Origin of the sequence: Sphingobacterium sp. WM, assembly GCF_029542465.1 — a bacterium.
GTDB lineage: Bacteria > Bacteroidota > Bacteroidia > Sphingobacteriales > Sphingobacteriaceae > Sphingobacterium > Sphingobacterium cellulitidis.
Genome location: NZ_CP120709.1, coordinates 4204359 through 4224018, shown reverse-complemented (window position 1 = coordinate 4224018; position 19660 = coordinate 4204359). Strand labels below are relative to the sequence as shown.

Annotated in this window: 12 protein-coding genes; 11 read left to right on the top strand and 1 reads right to left on the bottom strand. The window is 36.1% G+C overall.

Annotated features, from left to right (window positions below):
* Window positions 1-263 precede the first annotated feature (263 nt).
* The 11 genes from PZ892_RS17885 to PZ892_RS17835 all read left to right on the top strand — a co-directional run bounded on the left by PZ892_RS17885 (window position 264) and on the right by PZ892_RS17835 (window position 18186).
* Entirely contained in the window at window positions 264-3461 is a 3198-nt protein-coding gene (locus PZ892_RS17885; RefSeq protein WP_277711778.1) for a S41 family peptidase, read from the top strand.
* Between the two features lie 530 nt (window positions 3462-3991).
* Entirely contained in the window at window positions 3992-4417 is a 426-nt protein-coding gene (locus tag PZ892_RS17880) for a metallophosphoesterase (RefSeq protein WP_277711777.1), read from the top strand.
* A gap of 78 nt (window positions 4418-4495) precedes the next feature.
* Window positions 4496-4852 (top strand): hypothetical protein, encoded by a 357-nt coding sequence (locus PZ892_RS17875; protein WP_094258370.1) that lies wholly within the window; start codon window positions 4496-4498, stop codon window positions 4850-4852.
* Window positions 4853-5050: 198 nt separating this feature from the next.
* A complete protein-coding gene (locus PZ892_RS17870; protein ID WP_094281956.1) occupies window positions 5051-5632 on the top strand; it encodes a sigma-70 family RNA polymerase sigma factor in 582 nt (193 codons plus the stop codon).
* Between the two features lie 12 nt (window positions 5633-5644).
* Window positions 5645-6655: a FecR family protein gene (locus PZ892_RS17865; RefSeq protein ID WP_182497738.1), complete on the top strand. Its 1011-nt coding sequence runs from the start codon at window positions 5645-5647 to the stop codon at window positions 6653-6655.
* Between the two features lie 96 nt (window positions 6656-6751).
* Window positions 6752-10264 carry a TonB-dependent receptor gene (locus tag PZ892_RS17860; RefSeq protein WP_182497737.1) on the top strand — a complete coding sequence of 1171 codons (3513 nt, stop codon included), beginning with the start codon at window positions 6752-6754 and terminating at the stop codon, window positions 10262-10264.
* A gap of 12 nt (window positions 10265-10276) precedes the next feature.
* Window positions 10277-12262: a RagB/SusD family nutrient uptake outer membrane protein gene (locus tag PZ892_RS17855; RefSeq protein WP_094281954.1), complete on the top strand. Its 1986-nt coding sequence runs from the start codon at window positions 10277-10279 to the stop codon at window positions 12260-12262.
* Between the two features lie 412 nt (window positions 12263-12674).
* The gene (locus PZ892_RS17850; protein WP_277711774.1) at window positions 12675-14237 is read left to right on the top strand and encodes a calcineurin-like phosphoesterase C-terminal domain-containing protein; all 1563 of its coding nucleotides are present in this window, start codon (window positions 12675-12677) and stop codon (window positions 14235-14237) included.
* Window positions 14238-14767: 530 nt separating this feature from the next.
* The gene (locus tag PZ892_RS17845; protein ID WP_277711773.1) at window positions 14768-15451 is read left to right on the top strand and encodes an acyltransferase; all 684 of its coding nucleotides are present in this window, start codon (window positions 14768-14770) and stop codon (window positions 15449-15451) included.
* A 156-nt stretch (window positions 15452-15607) separates the two neighbouring features.
* Window positions 15608-16753 (top strand): S41 family peptidase, encoded by a 1146-nt coding sequence (locus PZ892_RS17840; protein WP_277711772.1) that lies wholly within the window; start codon window positions 15608-15610, stop codon window positions 16751-16753.
* Window positions 16754-16818: 65 nt separating this feature from the next.
* Window positions 16819-18186: a Gfo/Idh/MocA family oxidoreductase gene (locus PZ892_RS17835; protein ID WP_277711770.1), complete on the top strand. Its 1368-nt coding sequence runs from the start codon at window positions 16819-16821 to the stop codon at window positions 18184-18186.
* A 12-nt stretch (window positions 18187-18198) separates the two neighbouring features.
* Here PZ892_RS17835 and PZ892_RS17830 read toward each other — a convergent pair whose 3' ends face one another.
* On the bottom strand, window positions 18199-19236 hold the full coding sequence (locus PZ892_RS17830) for a hypothetical protein (protein WP_182497734.1): 1038 nt from the start codon (window positions 19234-19236) through the stop codon (window positions 18199-18201).
* Window positions 19237-19660: the final 424 nt, after the last annotated feature.

Sequence of the window (19660 nt, the reverse complement as noted above, 5' to 3'; positions counted from 1 at the left end):
AGAACAAATTTTAGACTTCATAGACAAGAAAGTGTAAAAAATACACAATTATAACTCTTTGTTAATCTTTATGTTATGCGCGTATTTTATTTTATCTTTTTCGTTAATATTTGAGGAAATTATTAGGATTTCCTTTTGTTTTTATCCAATTCATAAGATTGCTTGTTCGGCTCTACCATATTCCGCAAACAAATCTTAAATTTGATAGCATCAGCATGTTAACATACAAATGCTAGGAATCAAATTAATAATTAACCCTTTTTATGAATAAAACTTTGCTATCTATTGCCTTATTGCTTGGGGGATCCTTGCAACTGCAGGCTCAGGTACAACCCACGTTTCTTTCTAATCCAACTTTGAGTCCAGACGCGCAAACAATTGTGTTCTCTTTTGAAGGGGATTTATGGAAAGTGCCGTCCGCTGGTGGTCCTGCACTCAGACTGACAGCCATGGAAGGTAATGAGGTCATGCCGCGAATCTCCCCAGATGGTCAGTGGCTCGCCTTCTCTTCTAACCAAAATGGTAATATGGATGTCTATGTCATGCCTATGGCTGGTGGAAATATTACGCAGATTACAAGTCATGAATCAACCGATGAAGTGGATAGCTGGAGTTGGGATAGTAAGCAGATTTATTTTACCTCAGGTCGTGAAAACCGTTTAAGTAGCTATAAAGTAAGTAAGAATGGTGGAACCGCAGTTCGTATTTTTCCGCACTTCTTCAATTATATCCATAATATGGTGGAAACTCCTGCAGGGGAATTACTATTTACCGATACCTGGGAAAGCTACACTGCAGCAAACCGTAAAAGATATAAAGGAGCATTCAACCCAGATATCAAAGGTTTTAATCCTAAAACTAATACTTATAAGGATTACACAACTTATGAAGGGAAGGACCTATGGCCAACCGTAGATAATAAAGGGATCATTTACTTTGCTTCTGACGAAGGAAACAATGAGTACAACCTATATAGCATCTCAAATGGCCAAAAAGTTGGATTGACACAATTTCCCGAATCCATTCGGAGTCCTCAGGTAGCGGCAAATGGATCAGCGGTGGTCTTTGAGAAAGGCTATCAGATCTTTGTTTATGATGTAGCCAGTAAAAAAACAAACCAACCTGCGATTAGCTTAAGTCGCAATCAAGTCCTTGCTAAGTCCAAGGAATTTGATGTGAAAGGAGCAATCAGTAATTATGATGTTTCCCCGGACGGTAAGAAAATGGCTTTTGTTTCTCGTGGTGAGCTGTTTGTTTCTGATGTCGATGGCAAATTTATTCGACAAATGCCAAGTCAAGGTGAGCGCATTGCTGAGGTACAATGGCTAAAAGACAACAAGACTTTAATCTATAACCAGACCCTCAACGGTTATTTAAACTGGTATTCTCGTTCTGCTGATGGCAAGGGTGAGGTGAAACAATTGACCCAGGACAATCGGAACAATAGGGATATCAATTTTAATAAAGATAATAGTAAGGCAGTTTATTTGAGCGGTAGGGATGAGGTACGCATCATGGACTTGAATAGTCTGAAAAGTGAAACCATCGTAAAGGATGAAATTTGGGCTTTCCAAAACTCTTCACCATCCTTTTCGCCAGATGATAAATACGTGTTGTTTACAGCGATTCGCAATTTTGAGCAAGATATATTTGTTTACAATATTGCAGATAAGAAAACAATTAATCTAACCAATACAGGAGTAACAGAAGCTTCACCTGCATGGTCTCCTGATGGAAAATATATTTATTTCTCCAGTAACCGTACAAAACCTGCTTATCCATCAGGAATGGACAACGCCAGCCTTTATCGAATGGCATTGGAAAATTATGATGAACCTTATCGTATCAGCAAGTTCGACGAGCTATTTAAGGATGCTGAAAAAGATAAGGAAAAGGAGAAAAAAGATACAACAACTACGAAAGACGATAAAACTAAAAAGGCTAAGGATACCAAAGATAAGCCTGCAGCTAAGGATGAGAAAAAGGACGATTCCAAGAAAGTTTTGGTGAGCATAGATGTGCAAGGTCTTTCAGATAGAATCACGCAGGTGAGCCCATCTGCTGGGACTCAATACAGTCCATTGCTTTTTGCCAAAGGCGAGAAAACCTTTTTATTTTATCAATCTAACCATGAAGGTAAATGGGCAACCTATAGAATCACTTTTGAACCTTTTACCAACAGTAAAACGGATAAAGTTTTGGATGGTTCCTTACAAGGACTTATGGAGGTTGACGGGAAATACTTTGCCATTGTGAATGGGAATATTCAGAAGTATAATATCGACCAGAATAGACTGGAAAATGTTGATATTGGTTTCAAATTCAATAGAGATTTGGATAAAGAGTTCAAGCAGATGTTCTATGAAACTTGGGCAAATGTTGAGGAAAACTTTTATGATGAGAAATTTCACGGGGTGGATTGGGAAGGAATGAAAAAGAAGTATAGCAATTATCTTTCGGGAATCAATAACCGCATGGATTTACGTATCCTTCTAAATGATATGCTTGGAGAATTGAACTCTTCCCATATGGGATTTAGTACTTTCGGTACAGATGAAAGAAAGCAATATAATTTTGTAACGAATGAGCTTGGTGTCACTTACGACGCAAAGGATCCGTATAAAATCGCTCATATTGTTGCTAAAGGTCCAGCTTCCAAAAAAGATGTCAACCTAAAAGTAGGGGATGTGTTAGTTGCGGTAAATGGAACCCCAATTGATAAGAGCAAGGATCGAGATTCTTATTTTACTTGGCCATCTTTGGCGAATGAAGTGCAGTTGACTGTAAATCGTGCTGGCAAAGAAGAGAAAATTAATATCAGACCGCAAAGTAATGCTGCTTTCAAGGATCTATTATATGATGAATGGATAAAAGGTAATCGCTCTAAGGTGGATCAACTTAGTAAAAACCGAATTGCTTATTCGCATATGAAGAATATGGGTTCGGATGAGTTGCAATCCTTCCTGATAGATATGGCCGAGCAAGAAAATAATAAGGATGCCATAATCCTGGACTTACGTTATAATACGGGTGGAAATGTCCATGATGAAGTCTTAAAATTCCTTTCACAACGGCCATATCTAAAATGGCAATATCGTGGAGGTAAACTGTCCCCACAAAGTAACTTTGCTCCAGCCGGAAAGCCTATTGTCTTGTTGATTAATGAACAATCCCTGAGTGATGCTGAAATGACAGCAGCCGGTTTTAAAGAACTAAAACTCGGAAAGATCATAGGAACTGAAACTTATCGTTGGATAATTTTTACCTCCGGAAAAGGATTGGTGGATGGATCTTTCTATCGTTTGCCTTCTTGGGGTTGTTATACCTTAGATGGAAAGGATCTGGAATTGACCGGTGTATCACCTGATATCGCCATAAAAAACACGGTCGCTGACCGCGTGGCCGATAAGGACCCACAATTGGAAAGAGCCGTACAGGAAATCTTGAAGGATTTAAATTAAAAAATTATTAAATAAAGTCTTTGAAGGCCGGCAGGTGACAACCTGCTGGCCTTCTTTGTTATCAAATGTAAACTAATCATTCCCTTAATCTATTTGACAGGTTTAAATTAGCTAGAATCTTTTCTTGTCACATTAATTATTTATTATTAGTTAATGATTGCGTAATATTTTATAAATATGTGGCGATACTTTTGTGCAATTATTAAAAAATATAGTACATGAAATTAATTATTACGTTTTCGCTGCTACTTTTTGTATTTGTTTCTTGCTAAAAAGATGAATTCCAGACCTCTAAGGTAAAACCTGAGGTAAAACCTTTAGTAAAAAAAGAAAACCTTCTAGACTCTATTCAACCTGCTCAGGAGTATGATGCTCATTTTGTATACAGTCAAGATGGAAATATCTATTTCAAGAGAATCTTAAAATCTGCTTCTGGAAAGGAACTGGAAACAAAAACCTTTTCTCAACCTAGTAGTTCAGAATTAGAATTCACAGTTTTTATCAATCATATCAATAAAGAAAATAAGGATATGAAGGTGAAAATTAAGCAAAATACAGTTTTTCAGAATAAAGGTGAATGGACTACCGACGAACAAATCTTGGTCGTATCTGACTATGAAGGTGAATTTTTCCAATTGGTTGATCTATTAATTTCTGCACAAGTAATTGACGAATACTACAACTGGAAGTTTGGAAACAAGCACTTGGTGTTTCTTGGGGATGCTTTTGACCGTGGAACAATGGTTCATGAAATCCTTTGGTTACTCTATAAATTAGAATCTGAAGGTGCAAACTTTCATTTCCTATTTGGGAATCATGATATAATGAATATCTCCGAAAATCAAACTAATTATATAGACGAGAAATACAAAGCTGAATTAAAGCCTCTAGGTTTCGAAGGAATTGAAGACTTGTATAAAGAGAATACTATTCTTGGTGGCTGGTTAAGACAGTAAAATGTTATTGAAAAAGGAAATGATATTTTATTTGTTCACGGTGGTATCTCTGAAGTTTTATTCACAGAACAGCCTAATATGAACATTGCCAAAGTCAATGAGATTGTTCAAAAGAATTTAAATGATCCTAAAAATCCGGAATCTGCACCTTATTTGCGTTCTAGTTCTGCACTAACATGGTACCGTGGTTACTTTAGAAACCCTAAACAGGACCCTGCGTTTTTAGATGAGGTATTGAGCCATTTCAAAGCAAGACTAGTTTGTGTGGCGCATACCATTCAGAAACAAGCGGGCTTATCCTATGATGGAAAAGTTGCTGGTACGGATGTGGATATTCATAAGGGTCAAAAAGAAGGCTTAATCTTCGACAAAAAAGATGTTTATAGAATTGAAGTAAAAGATAAAAATACAGCTGCAGTAAAAACGAAGTTGTAGAGGAATTCCCTGCTCAATAAAGCATTCCCAATTAATTGTTTCTTTGTAAAAGAGCATTAATTGGGAATGCCTTTTTAATAAGAGATGGTGGGTTTAGGATAAAACCTTTTAAAAAAGTAATCATATTGTTGCAATTCTCGAATAATCGGTTATTTTTACAGAAAGTAAACCCTAAATCACCTTAACCTATTAAACTACATGGATGTTATTGAACCTAATTTACATCAAATTTCTAGGGAAGATTTTGACCTTATCAGTCGATTGAAAAACAACGATACCGAAGCTTTTTCAGCGATTTACTTTGCGCATTGGGAAAGTTTTTTCGATATCTGTTTGGGATTTTTGAAAGAAGAGGAACTAGCAAAAGATGTATTACACGATGTGTTTTTAGATTTCTGGAGAATCCGGCATAAACTAGAAATTAAATATTCCTTAAGGGCGTATCTTAGTGTATGTATTAAAAACAAATGTATTTTTGTTCTGAAACAACAACAAAAGCTAAAAACGACCAACTTGGAGAATTTAGATTTTGTAACTTCTGAATATGATCAGTTGGCTGTGAATGATATTGAAAAACAGCTGGATTATATATTAAAGAATAAACTAACCAGTAGAAGTAGAGTAATATTTGAATTAAACCGATTTGAAGATATGACCTATAAGGAAATTGCTGCCAAGATGAACTTGAGCGTGAAATCGGTTGAATATCATATGTCAAAAGTGCTAAGTTTACTGAGAAAATCAATATTGCTCTTATTTACCTCAATATTATTCTTCTAGAAAATGGAGGATATGAATGAAAATAAAAAGGAAAATTTAGGCGTAGAAATCCATGAGCGAATTTTCCAATCCATACGTAAGGATAGGAATAGAGAAACTAAGAAGAATCTAACAAAGTTATCCTTAGTTGTCATCGCTATAATTTCTGTGACGGTCTTATTTGTCAAAAGAGATCTATTAAACTCTTATTTTAGGGATGAGAATGGTCGTGAAATTACTGCAGATTTTCTTGCAGGCACTCTTACTGAATCTGATAATAACAGCATTAAGTCCGATTCTCTCCATATAGGAAAAGATAAGAATGAGGCTATTTATTTAGATCAAAGCCAAAATCGGATGGTGATGAATATTGCCAAAATGGACTTGGATGATAAAGACATCTTAAATATTAAAACGGGTCTTGGGGGGTTCTATAGAGTCGAATTACCTGATGGCTCTATTGTAAATTTAAATGCCAATTCAAACTTACATTATGCCGCATCCTATATGCGAGACCGTAAATTAACTTTATCTGGAGAAGCTTATTTCGAAGTAAAGAAAATGATTGTTGATGACAAAAGAATGCCTTTTGAAGTTAAAACAGATCAACAAACCATTAAAGTTCTAGGAACTCAATTTAATGTTAGAACCTCAAGTGGCTTCGAAGAAACTCTTCTTTTTGAAGGTAGTCTCGATGTAAGAGCTGTTAAATCTTCAAAGTCAAATATATTGTCTCCGGGGGATTTAATTAGAGTAGCTGCAAACCAAATTTCACGCAATAAATTAAATGAAGGCGAAATTGAAGAGTTAGTTGCCTGGAAAGAAGGCTTTCTGTATTATGATAACCGAAGCTTAAATTATATCCTTGAAGACCTTAAAAAGTACTATGATTTTGATTACAATGTATCTGAAGTCCCCAATGATAATTTTACCATCTATCTAGCCAGAGAAAATAATTTAGAAGAATTAATATCATTATTAAATGAAGCTAGCTTTCTTAACCTAAAGCTTCAAAATAAAACTATCCAATTTTCTAAAAAATAATTTAAATTTTTTTAGGGTATAACTCAAATTCATACTCTATATAGGTGAAGAACATTATAAAGACCATTTTTATAGTCCTTAAACACCTAAATCTGTATGAATAAAAAATTCTTAACTCACTTTCAGAGCTGTAGAAAATTTGGAAGCCTGCCTTTTTTGAAGGTCTCAAAAGCATCTAAATTAGCTATAGTAATTTCATGTTTAGCTCTGAATGGATTTGCTTTGGGTTTTAGCCAAACCATCTCCTTAAACCTTAAAAATGCCAGTACTAAACAAGCCCTAAATGAAATTCGAAAGAAAAGTGGCTTTCAAATTGTTTACAATGAATCCCTACTGTCAAAATCCACCAAAGTAACCATCGTTGATTCTAAAATCACCCTACAGACAGCTTTAAATAAAGCTCTTGCAGGGCAAGATGTTACTTATGAGGTGAAGGACAAGGTTATCTTACTCAAGCCGATATCTAAAACCTCCAATATTGAAATATTGCCCGGCAGCAATAAAACAGTACAGCAGCTTGCTGTTAAAGGACGCGTTGTCAACAAAGAAGGGCAACCTATCGCTTCTGCAACAGTGACAGAGAAAGGAACTAATAATCGTACTTTAACAAATGAACAAGGGGATTTTTCTTTAACGGTATCAGGTGCTGATGCGGTTTTAGAAATAACCTCAATTGGTTTTAGCCCTCAAACAGTATCGGCATCCGGTCAGAATATCTCAGTAACATTAGTTGAACAAGAAAACCAAATGGACGAAGTTGTCGTAGTAGGGTATGGTCAACAAAAGAAAGTAAATCTAACTGGCGCGGTTTCAACGGTTAGTGCAAAAGAGTTAGAAGCAAGACCAGTACAAAATACAGGGCAGGCCTTACAAGGACTTGTCCCGGGGTTGAATGTGCAGACAGGAGGATTAGGAGGTGAACTAAATCAGACCATGAATGTCAATATTCGTGGTGCTGGGACAATTGGTGTTGGATCGAGTTCTTCCGTTTTGGTATTGATTGACGGTATGGAAGGTGATATGAATGCTTTGAATCCTAATGATATTGAAAATATTACCGTTCTAAAAGATGCTGCAGCATCCTCAATTTATGGGTCGCGGGCTCCATTCGGTGTCATTTTAATCACTACTAAATCTGGAAAAGCAGGCAAAACCCTCGTAAACTATAATAATAATGTTAGGCTAAGTAAACCCCGTGGATTACCTACTATGTTAGACTCTCGGACTTTTGCCTACTATTTCAATGAGATCAAATCGAATGATGGTGAACAAGCCGTGTTTTCTCAAGAAGTCCTAGACCGTATTACTGCATATCAAAAAGGGGAAATTACAACGGTAAGTACACCTGCGGGAAATGGTAAATGGGAATACTACGGCGGTTCCAATGGAAATACCAATTGGTTTGATGAAATATATAAAGACTTTTCTCCATCTCATGAACATACCTTGAGTGCTAACGGCGGAACTGAAAAAGTTCAGTTTTATAGTTCATTGAATTTCATGGACCAAAATGGATTGAACAAATATGCGGATGATCGATTCAAAAGATACTCCTTCTCAAATAAAGTCAGTGTCAAGCTTCATGATAAAATTGACTTAATGTCTAATACTCGTTTTGTGCGGGAAGATTATGGTAAAGCTTCACATATGAATGATTTGTATTACCATAATATTGCAAGGAGATGGCCAACAATTCCGGTTAGGGATGATAATGGTCATTTTTCGGATCCAAGTGAATTAGCGCAGATGACAGAAGGCGGAAGGTCAAAATTGGTTAAAGATTTCTTATATCAGCAATTGCAATTGGCAATTCGACCTTTAGAAAACTGGAACATTACGGGTAATGTGAATTACAGAATTACCAATCACAATGGTCATAATGAAATTTTGAGGTCATTTGGTTATGATAAGGATAATAACCCTTATCCTTTAGCGGTGGGGTATAACTCGGCTGGATATACTAGTGTTTCAGAATTTAATAGAAAAGACGAGTATTTCAGTACAAACCTTTTTACTGATTATTCATTAAAAGTTGCTGATGATCACAATTTTAAATTCCTATTGGGTTTTAACTCTGAGCTGAATAAATACAGCACGTTAAATGGCAGCATGAGTGATCTGATTTCAGACAATGTTCCTACACTGAATACTGCCACTTTGAATCCATTAACTTCTGGCCAATATCAACATTGGGCTACTGCAGGTTTTTTTGGTCGCTTCAACTATAATTACAAAGAGAAATACTTATTTGAAGCAAATGGTCGATATGATGGTTCATCTAGATTTCCGAAAGATTTAAGATGGAATCTATTCCCTTCATTCTCTGCTGGATGGAATGTGGCTAATGAAGATTTTTGGAAATGGGATGAAAGTATATCGGTATTTAAACTGAGAGCTTCTTATGGTGAACTAGGAAACCAATATACTGATAACTGGTATCCTTTTTACCCGACTTTACCATTTACTGTTAATGGGAATACTTGGTTGCTTAATGGTCAAAAGCAGAACTATTCATCATCACCGGGCTTAATTGCCTCGACATTGACTTGGGAAAGAATCTCAAGCTGGAACGTTGGTTTTGATTTGCAGGCCTTGGATAATCGATTGGGAATGGTGTTCGAATTGTATCAACGCAATACCTACAATATGATTGGACCTGCTCCAGAATTACCAGTTATTCTAGGTACAGGAGTTCCTCGTCTAAATAATGCGGAAATGAACTCCAAAGGTTTTGAGCTTGAATTAAACTGGAAAGATAATATTGGCAACTTTAATTATGCGGTTAGAGGGGTGCTCTCTGATGATAAACAAACCGTAACGGAATACCCTAACTTAACAGGTACCTTGGATACATGGTATAATGGTAGAAGAGTTGGGGAACTTTGGGGATATACCACGCTTGGAATTGCAAAAACGCAACAAGAGATGGACGCTCATTTGAGCCATACCAAACAAAATTTTGCGAGTCAATGGCAATCTGGAGATATTATGTACCAAGACTTGAATGCTGATGGATTGATTTCTGCTGGAGCAAATACAATTAATGAACATGGTGATTTAACTATTATCGGAAACACACAACCTCGACTACGCTATAGTTTAGATTTGAATGGATCGTATAAGGGTTTTGATTTCCGGGTATTCTTCCAAGGTGTTGGAAAACGTGATTATATGCCAAACGGTCCATATTTTTGGGGAGCGAATGGCGGAATGTGGCAATCTGCTGGATTTGAAGAAAACCTCGATTTCTTCCGTGATGAAAATTCTGTAATGGTTCAAAATGGAGTTTTAGGTCAAAATCTGGACTCTTATCTGCCAAGACCTTATTTTAATACCAATAAGAACCAATATACACAGACACGTTATTTGCAAAATGCGGCATATTTGCGCTTAAAGAATGCTCAGATTGGATATAATTTTAATTCTGCAAAATTAAACCAAATTGGAATTTCTAAAATACGCTTGTATTTATCTGGTGAGAACCTCTTGACATTTACTAAGATGGCAAAAGTATTTGATCCTGAAACCGTAGGATTGGGAGGTTGGAATGATGGTAAAACTTATCCATTCTCTACAGTTTATTCTTTTGGCTTAAACGTAAATTTCTAACTCAGACCCATTATGAAAAAATCATTTAAACATATAATTAATTTAGCAGCTTTAGCATCCGTATTTTTTGTTGCGAGCTGTAATAAATATCTTGATAGAGCTCCATTATCCAATATTACTCCTGGCGATTATCTCAATACTGAAGCGGATTTAGCCACCTATACTTTAAGTCAATATTCATTTCCTTCACATTCCGGTTGGGGATTGGGAACTTTTGCAAATGATAACCATACAGATAATCAATTGAACAGTTCGTTTGCCAATAGATGGGTTCCTGGAGAGTGGAAGGTACCTACCTCAGGAGGTGAATATGCATTTACTGCCATTAGAAACATCAACTATTTCTTCGAGCAAGTGATTCCAAAATGGAAGGAAAACAAAATCTCAGGGAACTCTGCTAACATCGAACATTATATTGGTGAAGCTTATTTTCTGAGGGCATACGAATATTTTAGTAGAACACAAGCCCTTGGGGACTATCCAATTGTAAAGACCACAATGAAAGATGATTTGGGCCAGTTGGTTGACGCTTCAATCAGGCAGCCTAGAAATTTGGTGGCTAGATTTATCTTATCAGACTTAGACTCTGCAATTACATTGTTAAAAACACCTTCACCGAATCAACAGAATCGTGTTTCCAAAAATGTGGCGCTTTTATTCAAATCAAGGGTGGCTTTATTTGAAGCAACATGGTTAAATTACCATAAGAATACTGCTCTGGTACCTGGAACAGCAAACTGGCCAGGTAAAAAGTCCCACCCTAACTTTTCACTGCAAATTGACAATGAAATCGACTTTTTCTTAACCCAGGCAATGGAAGCCGCAGAACAAGTAGCAGATGTTGTTCCTTTAGTGGAAAACAAATTTGAGAATAGTTATAACTCCTCAGCAAATCCATATTACAATATGTTCAGTGATATTGATTTGAATAAGTACAATGAAGTTTTATTATGGAGAAGCTATTCCACGGCTTTGAATGTTTCCCACAATGTGAGTAACTACATGAATGGAAGTGGAGGAAATTCTGGCTATTCACGAGGATTGGTTGAAAACTTTACCATGGCAAATGGCTTACCAATTTATGCATCAGGATCAGGTTACAAAGGGGATGATTCTATTTCCACTGTAAAAACCAACCGAGATACAAGGTTACAGTTATTTATGAAAGCTCCCGGGGAATTGAGATTCACTGATAAGAATAATACCAATGGCACTCCAGTATTAGAAGGATATCCTGATATCACGGGCTTAGCTGAAACAAGATATGTTACTGGCTATGCCTTGAAAAAAGGGATGAGTTATTTATCAGCACAAGCCGAAGGCTCTGCAGGAACCACAGGGTCGATCATTTTCCGTGGGGTGGAAGCTTACTTGAACTATATTGAAGCAAGTTATTTAAAGAATAAAACCATTAATGCTAAAGCCGCAAATTATTGGAGACAAATTCGTACCCGGGCTGGAATCAATCCGGACTTCGAAATTACGATTAGCAATACCAATATGAATGAAGAAGCCAAACGAGATTTAGGAGCCTATTCAGCAGGGACAATCTTGACGGATAAAGTGCTTTATAATATTCGTAGAGAAAGAAGATTGGAGCTCATAGCAGAAGGATTTCGTTTCGCAGATCTAAAACGCTGGCGTTCTCTTGATCAATTAAAATCTAATCCACTGATTTTAGAAGGAATCAAGGTTTGGGGGCCAATGGAGAAATGGTTTGTCCGTGAAGGCAAGACCTTGTTGATAGAGCCTAATACTCCAGGCAAAACAGCAAATGTATCCTTGAGATCTGAGAGCCCATATATTCGTCCATATAGAATTAATTTGAACTCCAATAATTTGGTGTTGAATGGATATAGATGGACAGAAGCACATTATTTGAGCCCTATTGCATTCAACCATTTTTCAATTACATCACCGGATGGTACTGCACAAAATTCTAAGTTATATCAAAATCCAGGATGGCCAATAGTTGCTGATCAAGGAGCATTACAGTAATAATTTTAGTTAGGTTTGTTTTGTTATTTATTAGGGAAAGGTACATTTATGTACCTTTTTTTTATAAATCAATTATGGTTGACATACTATAGCTAATTTTATTTTCACTCAAGGATACTTCAGTTCAAACTTTGGGTTATCGGGGATTCTCTTCTCATCTTCACCGGATTTCAGTCGGACCTTGTTCGAATTTTTTCGGTCGAAATCCGAAGAAGGTCCGGAGAATGTCCGACGGAGATACGGGAATACCTTGAGTTTAAGACGAGTTAATTTTGAGCGAATCTGCATCTCAAGGTATCGGTAAGGATTTGGAATTTATTAGTGACATCTCCTGTTGAATGATTAACTTAACAGTAGATTAACTTTTTATTAATCCTCATAAGCTATGTTTGGGGCAAACAACCATAAACACATGAAAAAATTATATTGGTCTTTACTAGCTTGTCTTCTGACTGGGACGGCATTTGGGCAAGAAATGGCAAAGGGAACTGTTTACATTGATGGAAATGCAAATGGTCGCTTTGATAAAAAAGAGACGGGGATTGCTGGTGTCAGCGTAAGTAACGGTAGGGAAGTCGTTCAAACGGATAAAAATGGTAAATATGAAATACCTGTTCAAAACGATAATATCATCTTTGTTATCAAACCCTCAGGTTATGAGTTACCATTAGATGCTGATAATCATCCAAAATTCTACTATATCCATAAGCCGAATGGCTCTCCTGAGTTGAAATATCCTGGAGTTACAGCGACTGGTGAACTTCCAAAGTCTATTGATTTTGCATTGAAGGCTAAGGAAGAGCCTAGCAGTTTTTCAGCCTTTGTATTTGGGGATCCGCAAGCCTATACCGCCGAGGAAATAGAGTTTTTCAAGAATGGGGTAGTGAATGAGGCAAAATTAAAAAAAGGACCACTTTTCGGAATTAGTTTGGGAGATTTGGTTGGGGATGATTTATCCTTGCACCCTAGTTATAAACAAACTATTGGACAGATGGGATTGCCATGGTTTAATGTTATGGGAAACCATGACATGAATTATGATGTCAAGGAAGATTATTTATCGGATGAAGGATTTGAGAGATCCTTTGGACCAGCGAATTATTCCTTCAACGTAGGGAATGCGCATTTTATCATTCTGGATGATATAATTTATCCTCACCCGGAAACTGGAAAAGGTTATCAAGGCGGATTAAGACAAGATCAGATCGATTTTGTTGCTAATGATTTGAAATTTGTTCCGAAAGATAAATTGATTGTTTTGGCATACCATATTCCATTGAATCCTGAGAACAGTAAATCATTCCGTAATGAGGATAGGCAACAACTTTTCAACATCTTGGCGGAGTATCCTAATACTTTAGGGCTTTCAGCTCATACCCATTACCAACAACAGAACTTCTTTGCAAATGAGCATGGTTGGAATGGTAGCAAGCCGTATCATGAATACAATGTAGGGACTACTTCGGGAGATTGGTATTCAGGTTTACCCAATGAACAAGGAGTTCCAGTTTCAACAATGCGTGATGGAACGCCAAAGGGTTATGCTATTCTATCAATTGATGGGAACCAGTATAAATTTGATTATAAAGTTGTTGGCAAGGACGATAAGTATAGCATTGGTTTATTTGGACCGGCTGTTGTTAAAGCCAAGTATGCAGGACGTTATCAGATTTATGCGAATTTCTTTTTAGGTTCAGCAAAAGACCAAGTTCGATACAGAATTGACCAAGGGGATTGGGTTATTATGGACAAGGTTGAAGGCGAGGATCCGGCTTATATGAAAGAATTATTGGCCTATGATGGTGCGAGCAGTTTAATTGCTGGTAGAAGACCAAGTGATCCGGTTCAATCGGCGCATTTATGGAAATTCAAACTTCCAAAACTTAAAGCAGGTAAACATCTTGTGGAGGTTGAAGCGGTAGATATGTTCGGTAGAACACATGCTGCGCAAAAAGAAATCGAAGTCGTTGAATAAGACGGATTTATAAGATGGCTAGATTGTAACAATTTGTTTTGCAGTATGTTCTGAAGTATGTTCCACGGGGAGCAAAATATGCAATGACCTAATATTTCATAAATAAACCTTAAAATATTGAGGCTGACAGGCCTTGATAATAATATTAGCCCTAATGCACTGTATTGGGGCTTTTTTTATGAATATGCTGAATTCAGGATAATTTATTTAGGGGAACCCCTTTATTATAGACTCTATTTGTTCTATTTTCGGTCTTAAATTGGGGGTGGGGGCTTTTATAAAGATTTGTCTGACTTGATTCTAAAAAGAATATTTTAGTTTTAATAGATATTAACTATAATTATCAAAACTGATTTTAAACTTGATATTAAGATATGCCGATAGAAGAATATTATTTAAACTGTAGTTCATACGAATTGACTTTTGAACGAAATAAAGGTAGCTTGGATACTTTTCTTATATCGAAGGAAATGGTTTACACTTTAGTTGCCATTTCTTTCCCATCAATCGTTTAATAATGTGAGATAATTATGAGAAATAAACTAAGAAATTTTGTTGGCAAGTTTCCAGTCCTGGAGCACAACCTAAAAGCAATAAAGAACTGGACGGAAAATAAAAACACAAAACCTAAGATGTCAATAGTTGGCGAGGCGAACAATATTGATGTAAATAGGACCTCCGTATTAATTGATTGTGAAATTGATATTGATGGAAATAATAATACTATTATAGTAGCGAGCGGGTGCGTATTACAGTCTGTATCATTTTACATTCGGGGAGACAACAATACGATAATTGTTGGTGAGAAAGTGAAATATAATGGGGTCTTATGGGAAACCTGCAATAATGGAAGGATAGAAATAGGTGATGGCACGACTACCGAAGTAAATGTGAATATGCAAATCTCTGAAGATTCGCTAGAAATTGTGGTTGGAAGTGATTGTATGTTCAGTAGTAATATTTTTATCTGGCCTCAAGACTGGCACCCTATATTTGATGAAAATGATCAACAGATCAATCCTGGAAAAAGTATCTATATTAAGGACCATGTTTGGGTTGGTTTTGATGCAAAGATTCTTAAATCAGTAACTATTGGATCCAATAATATCATCGGAACAAATGCCATTGTAACTAAGAGTATTTTAGAAGAAAATGTTGTTATAGCGGGTAATCCCGGAAAAATTGTCAAGCGAGGGGTTCATTGGAAACGATAAAGACTTCTGGCTGAAAATTTTGACGAACTAAAAAAAAATCCATAATTTAATTAAAGCATTACCAATTAGCCTGTTATGATAAAGAGCTTAGCTTTAATTCTTTTATTTTTTTTTTTTACTCCTACATTTTGCCAAAAAATCCAAACTCAAGAATATTTGGATGATCTTAAATTTATATATGAAAATTTAAAAAAATCAGCTTCATATCAAACACAAAAAGGTAGACATATTCAAGTTGAGGAAAAATATAATTTACTTCTCGAAGAGGCTGAAGATGACCTTTACCTAATTGAGGCTTTATCTAATTATTACAGCCTTATTGATATAATAAAGGATTATCACAATAGAATTTATTCTTTTGGCAATCCTTTTACCAAGGAAGATTTAACTGATAGTCTCAAAGTAAAAAGCTTGCTTCAAGAGAGCGAATACAATACTCCTCAAACAGTTTTGAATCTGGATAGTTTAGAAAATGCATTAAAGAAAAAGTCAGCTCTTGATTTGGAAGGAATTTATTTTAACTCCTTGGTTAGAGTCGCATTAGTACAGGCTGAGCCTAAACATATTGGTATTATTCTAGAATCCAAGATTGCTAGCTGGAAAAGAGGGGATGAAATTTTTTATTTATTTTCTAATGATGACAATCATAAGAGAATAATTATGGGAGAATGGTACAGTAAAAGATTAATTGGAGGAGTGGATTATTTCAAGGAAGGGAATTTCTTAGGCTATTCTTTATTAAAAGAGCATGCTGTCAAGCAGAACTTTAGTCAAAAACAAGAGAAAGGAAATTATGTGTTTAAGGAGATTTCACCCGAAGTTGATTATATCTCTATTTCAACTTTTTCAGGTTGGAATCCTATCTACCAAGAAGCTATTACCTTTTACAATGGAATTGATATGAAAGGATTAGCGAAAAGTCTGATCTTAGATTTACGAAATCATGTTGGTGGTGGGGATCGGAACTCACTTGTATTACTGAAGAAATTAAGAAAGTATAAAGGCAATATTTATGTTTTGGTGAATCATCAAACGGTAAGTAATGCTGAACAATTTGTTGTAAGATTGAAGAAATTTCCAAAGGTTAGGGTTCTTGGGGATCGTACTTATGGAGTATTAACCTATGGGATTAATTATGATAGACCATTGACTACTCCTTCAGGACGATTTAAGGTTGCTTTTACGGACTTAAAGGATAGTTGGAAGCAGTTTTTGCCGTATGAAGGAGTTGGAATTGAGCCTGATATCTATCTCAGAAATGATTCGGATTGGATAAGACAAGTGTTGGACCGATATAATTAATATTAAGATCAAAAAGCTTAACCCATAAAATTTCCTTATCTTAATACAACCAAAACCTCAAGATTATGAATAAACCTAGCTTCACATCACGCCGTAATTTTATTCGGACCATGACCACTGCGGCGATTACTGCGCCTTTTTTTATTGATAAAGCTTTTGCTGGTACTCCGGTCAAGAAGTTGAATCATGCTTGTATTGGTGTTGGAGGAATGGGAGCTTATGATCTTCAAAATTTCAAATCTCACCCCGATGTTGAAATTGTTGCATTATGTGATGTCGATGAGAACAATTTAAGGAAAGCAGCGGAGTTAATTCCTGGAGCAAGGTTGTATAGTGATTGGCGGGAACTTTTGGAAAAGGAGAAGAATCATATTGATTCCTTAAACGTTACTGTTCCAGATCATAATCATTTTGTTATTGCGATGTCAGCGATTCAATTGAAAAAACATGTGTATTGTCAAAAGCCGATGTGCCATGATGTTGCAGAGGTTCGGGAATTGACGGAGGCGGCAGTAAAAGCGGGATTGGTGACGCAATTAGGAACTCAGATTGCATCTTCAAAAGGGGATAGGACCGCAGTTCAATGGATCAAACAAGGCATTATTGGCAAAGTGAAGCATGCCTATTTATGTTCCAATCGCTCTGGTATTGCTGGATATCGATTGGAAGGGCCAAGACCCGAGAAAGCGGAGGAAATACCTACTACCTTGGATTGGGATAAATGGATTGGGACTGCTCCAATGCGTCCATTTATAAAAAGTATTTATCATCCGGGAATCTGGCGTGCATGGCAAGATTTCGGAACCGGTTGGTCAGGAGATATTGGCTGTCATATTTTTGATGCGGTTTGGAAGGGGTTGGGCCTGAAAGCTCCATTGACTGTTGTTGCGGAGGTTCAACATTCATGGCAAGATTCTAGCGAACGCAGAGCTGATACCTGGCCACAAGGGAATCATATCAGTTGGACTTTTCCAGGAAATGATAAGATAGAATCTGAGGTTCTGCCATTGGAGTGGTTCGATGGAGAATTTTATCCACCAGAAGAGGTTAGGGATTTATTTAATAATGGGGAAAAATATCCAGAGGAAGCCGCGATGTTGGTTGGTACTGAAGGGGCGCTGCTTATTCCACATGGAGGCACACCGGTGCTCCTGCCAGAAAGTAAATTCAAAGACTACAAATATCCTGATCTAGAGGAACGAAATCATTATCATCATTTTGTAGATGCCTGTTTGGAGAAAGCAAAAACGGAATCACATTTTGCTCAATCTGGTCCAATGACCGAAGCAATCCTACTGGGAACCGTGGCAATTCGGGTTCCTGGAATATTATTGCAATGGGATCCGGTTAATCTAAAGTTTCCGAATTATCCTAAGGCAGAAAAGTATCTGAAAAGGAAATATCGAAAAGGCTGGGATTTGGATGCAAAATAATTGTAAGAAGGGTTAGGCTTTAATAAATATGCTTTTTATGGATTTAATAAAATTAGGTTCCAGATTGATAATTTTTTCTCTGAATCCCCTAAAATCGCCAATAATTTGATCATAATCTAATAGCATTTGTTTTATTTTCGAGGCAATGAATTCTATATCATCTGCATCCTCGATTTTATATTTATCGGGAATGGCAATGTCGAATGAATTAACCGATGCATTTCTCTTGCCTACCAGAAGCATTGTCCCATTTAATACCGTTTCTTTAGGAAGACGTTCAGGACCACCAAAAAAGCCGAAGTCAATATATAATTTAGAATTCCTAAATAAATCCACGAGTTCAAAATCTTGGTAGCCTGAAATAGGCTTAAAAATAATATCGGTTCGTTTAAGTAATTTCTGTAGGGTCTTGGAGTTTTTTGAAGGATTATAGAGGACCGAATCTGACCTATTTTTACTGCTTAGATCAACATTATTTTCGCCGAGGAAGCCCAGTCCCAAAGGTTCGACCAATAGGGTTACATTTTTAAAATTTGATTTAGCAAATTCATAGGCAAACATGGACCCGCAGAGGATATTATCTTTTTTACTAACCAAATAAGGTTGCTTATCAAATTTTTGTTTAAAGAACGACTGTAGGATTTTCTGCCTTGTTTTTAGGAAAAAATTTGGTGTTAATTTTACGATTTTTGTTTTCAGCTGTAAGAACTTTGAATCGGATAAAGTTTCAAAGCCGTCATATAGTTGAACTCCTAAAAACCAGATACACTTCCTTATTTTACTGTAATTCTTTAAAATGCTGGTGTTAATTTCGGGAACAATGAGAATGTTATCGGGGCTATCTTGAATTTCAGCGATATCAATGACTTTAGGTTCATATATAAGAAACTGTGGATGTACAACAGGGTCTGAATAATAGCTGATTCTGCTTTTATATCCTAATGTGGTGAGGTAATAATGTAATTGATGGAGTGCTTCAGGACCTCCGGAAGGAACATTACCCGGAGCTAAAATGTATATTTTCGAAGATTTAGTTATGGTTATTCGCATTTATCTCTGGTCGTTGTATAGTGTTATTCCTAATAGGGTAATTTTTGTCTCTCAAAACTAATATTATTGTTAATAGTTTGAATTTTCATAAATAAAGTGCAAATATGATACCGAAGTGGACTATTTATGAGTGTTAAAATATTGAAAATATACCCTTCAAGGTTTGGCAATTAACCTATAGGCCGAGTAATAATCTTTAACATATGCTGAAGCGAAGAAAAATTAGGCTTTTAGTTGTTTGTGAATTATTCTATGAATGTCAGAACTATATTTTTTTCAGTACCCTATACCTAAATTTCTATTAAATTAGATTTAAGTTGACTAAAAAGGAAAACCAATTACCCGGATATTTTTATAGAAAGTAAAGTCTATTTCAAAATAAATTTTTATTTACATTTTGTATTTTTAGTTTTTTTGAATTAAT

Excerpts from the sequence above, each read along its gene's own strand:
- PZ892_RS17870 (WP_094281956.1), top strand. The coding sequence starts at position 5,051 with ATGGATGTTATTGAACCTAATTTACATCAAATTTCTAGGGAAGATTTT.
- PZ892_RS17865 (WP_182497738.1), top strand. The coding sequence starts at position 5,645 with ATGAATGAAAATAAAAAGGAAAATTTAGGCGTAGAAATCCATGAGCGA.
- PZ892_RS17855 (WP_094281954.1), top strand. The coding sequence starts at position 10,277 with ATGAAAAAATCATTTAAACATATAATTAATTTAGCAGCTTTAGCATCC.
- PZ892_RS17850 (WP_277711774.1), top strand. The coding sequence starts at position 12,675 with ATGAAAAAATTATATTGGTCTTTACTAGCTTGTCTTCTGACTGGGACG.
- PZ892_RS17845 (WP_277711773.1), top strand. The coding sequence starts at position 14,768 with ATGAGAAATAAACTAAGAAATTTTGTTGGCAAGTTTCCAGTCCTGGAG.
- PZ892_RS17880 (WP_277711777.1), top strand. The coding sequence starts at position 3,992 with ATGAAGGTGAAAATTAAGCAAAATACAGTTTTTCAGAATAAAGGTGAA.
- PZ892_RS17835 (WP_277711770.1), top strand. The coding sequence starts at position 16,819 with ATGAATAAACCTAGCTTCACATCACGCCGTAATTTTATTCGGACCATG.
- PZ892_RS17875 (WP_094258370.1), top strand. The coding sequence starts at position 4,496 with ATGAACATTGCCAAAGTCAATGAGATTGTTCAAAAGAATTTAAATGAT.
- PZ892_RS17830 (WP_182497734.1), bottom strand. The coding sequence starts at position 19,236 with ATGCGAATAACCATAACTAAATCTTCGAAAATATACATTTTAGCTCCG.
- PZ892_RS17860 (WP_182497737.1), top strand. The coding sequence starts at position 6,752 with ATGAATAAAAAATTCTTAACTCACTTTCAGAGCTGTAGAAAATTTGGA.
- PZ892_RS17885 (WP_277711778.1), top strand. The coding sequence starts at position 264 with ATGAATAAAACTTTGCTATCTATTGCCTTATTGCTTGGGGGATCCTTG.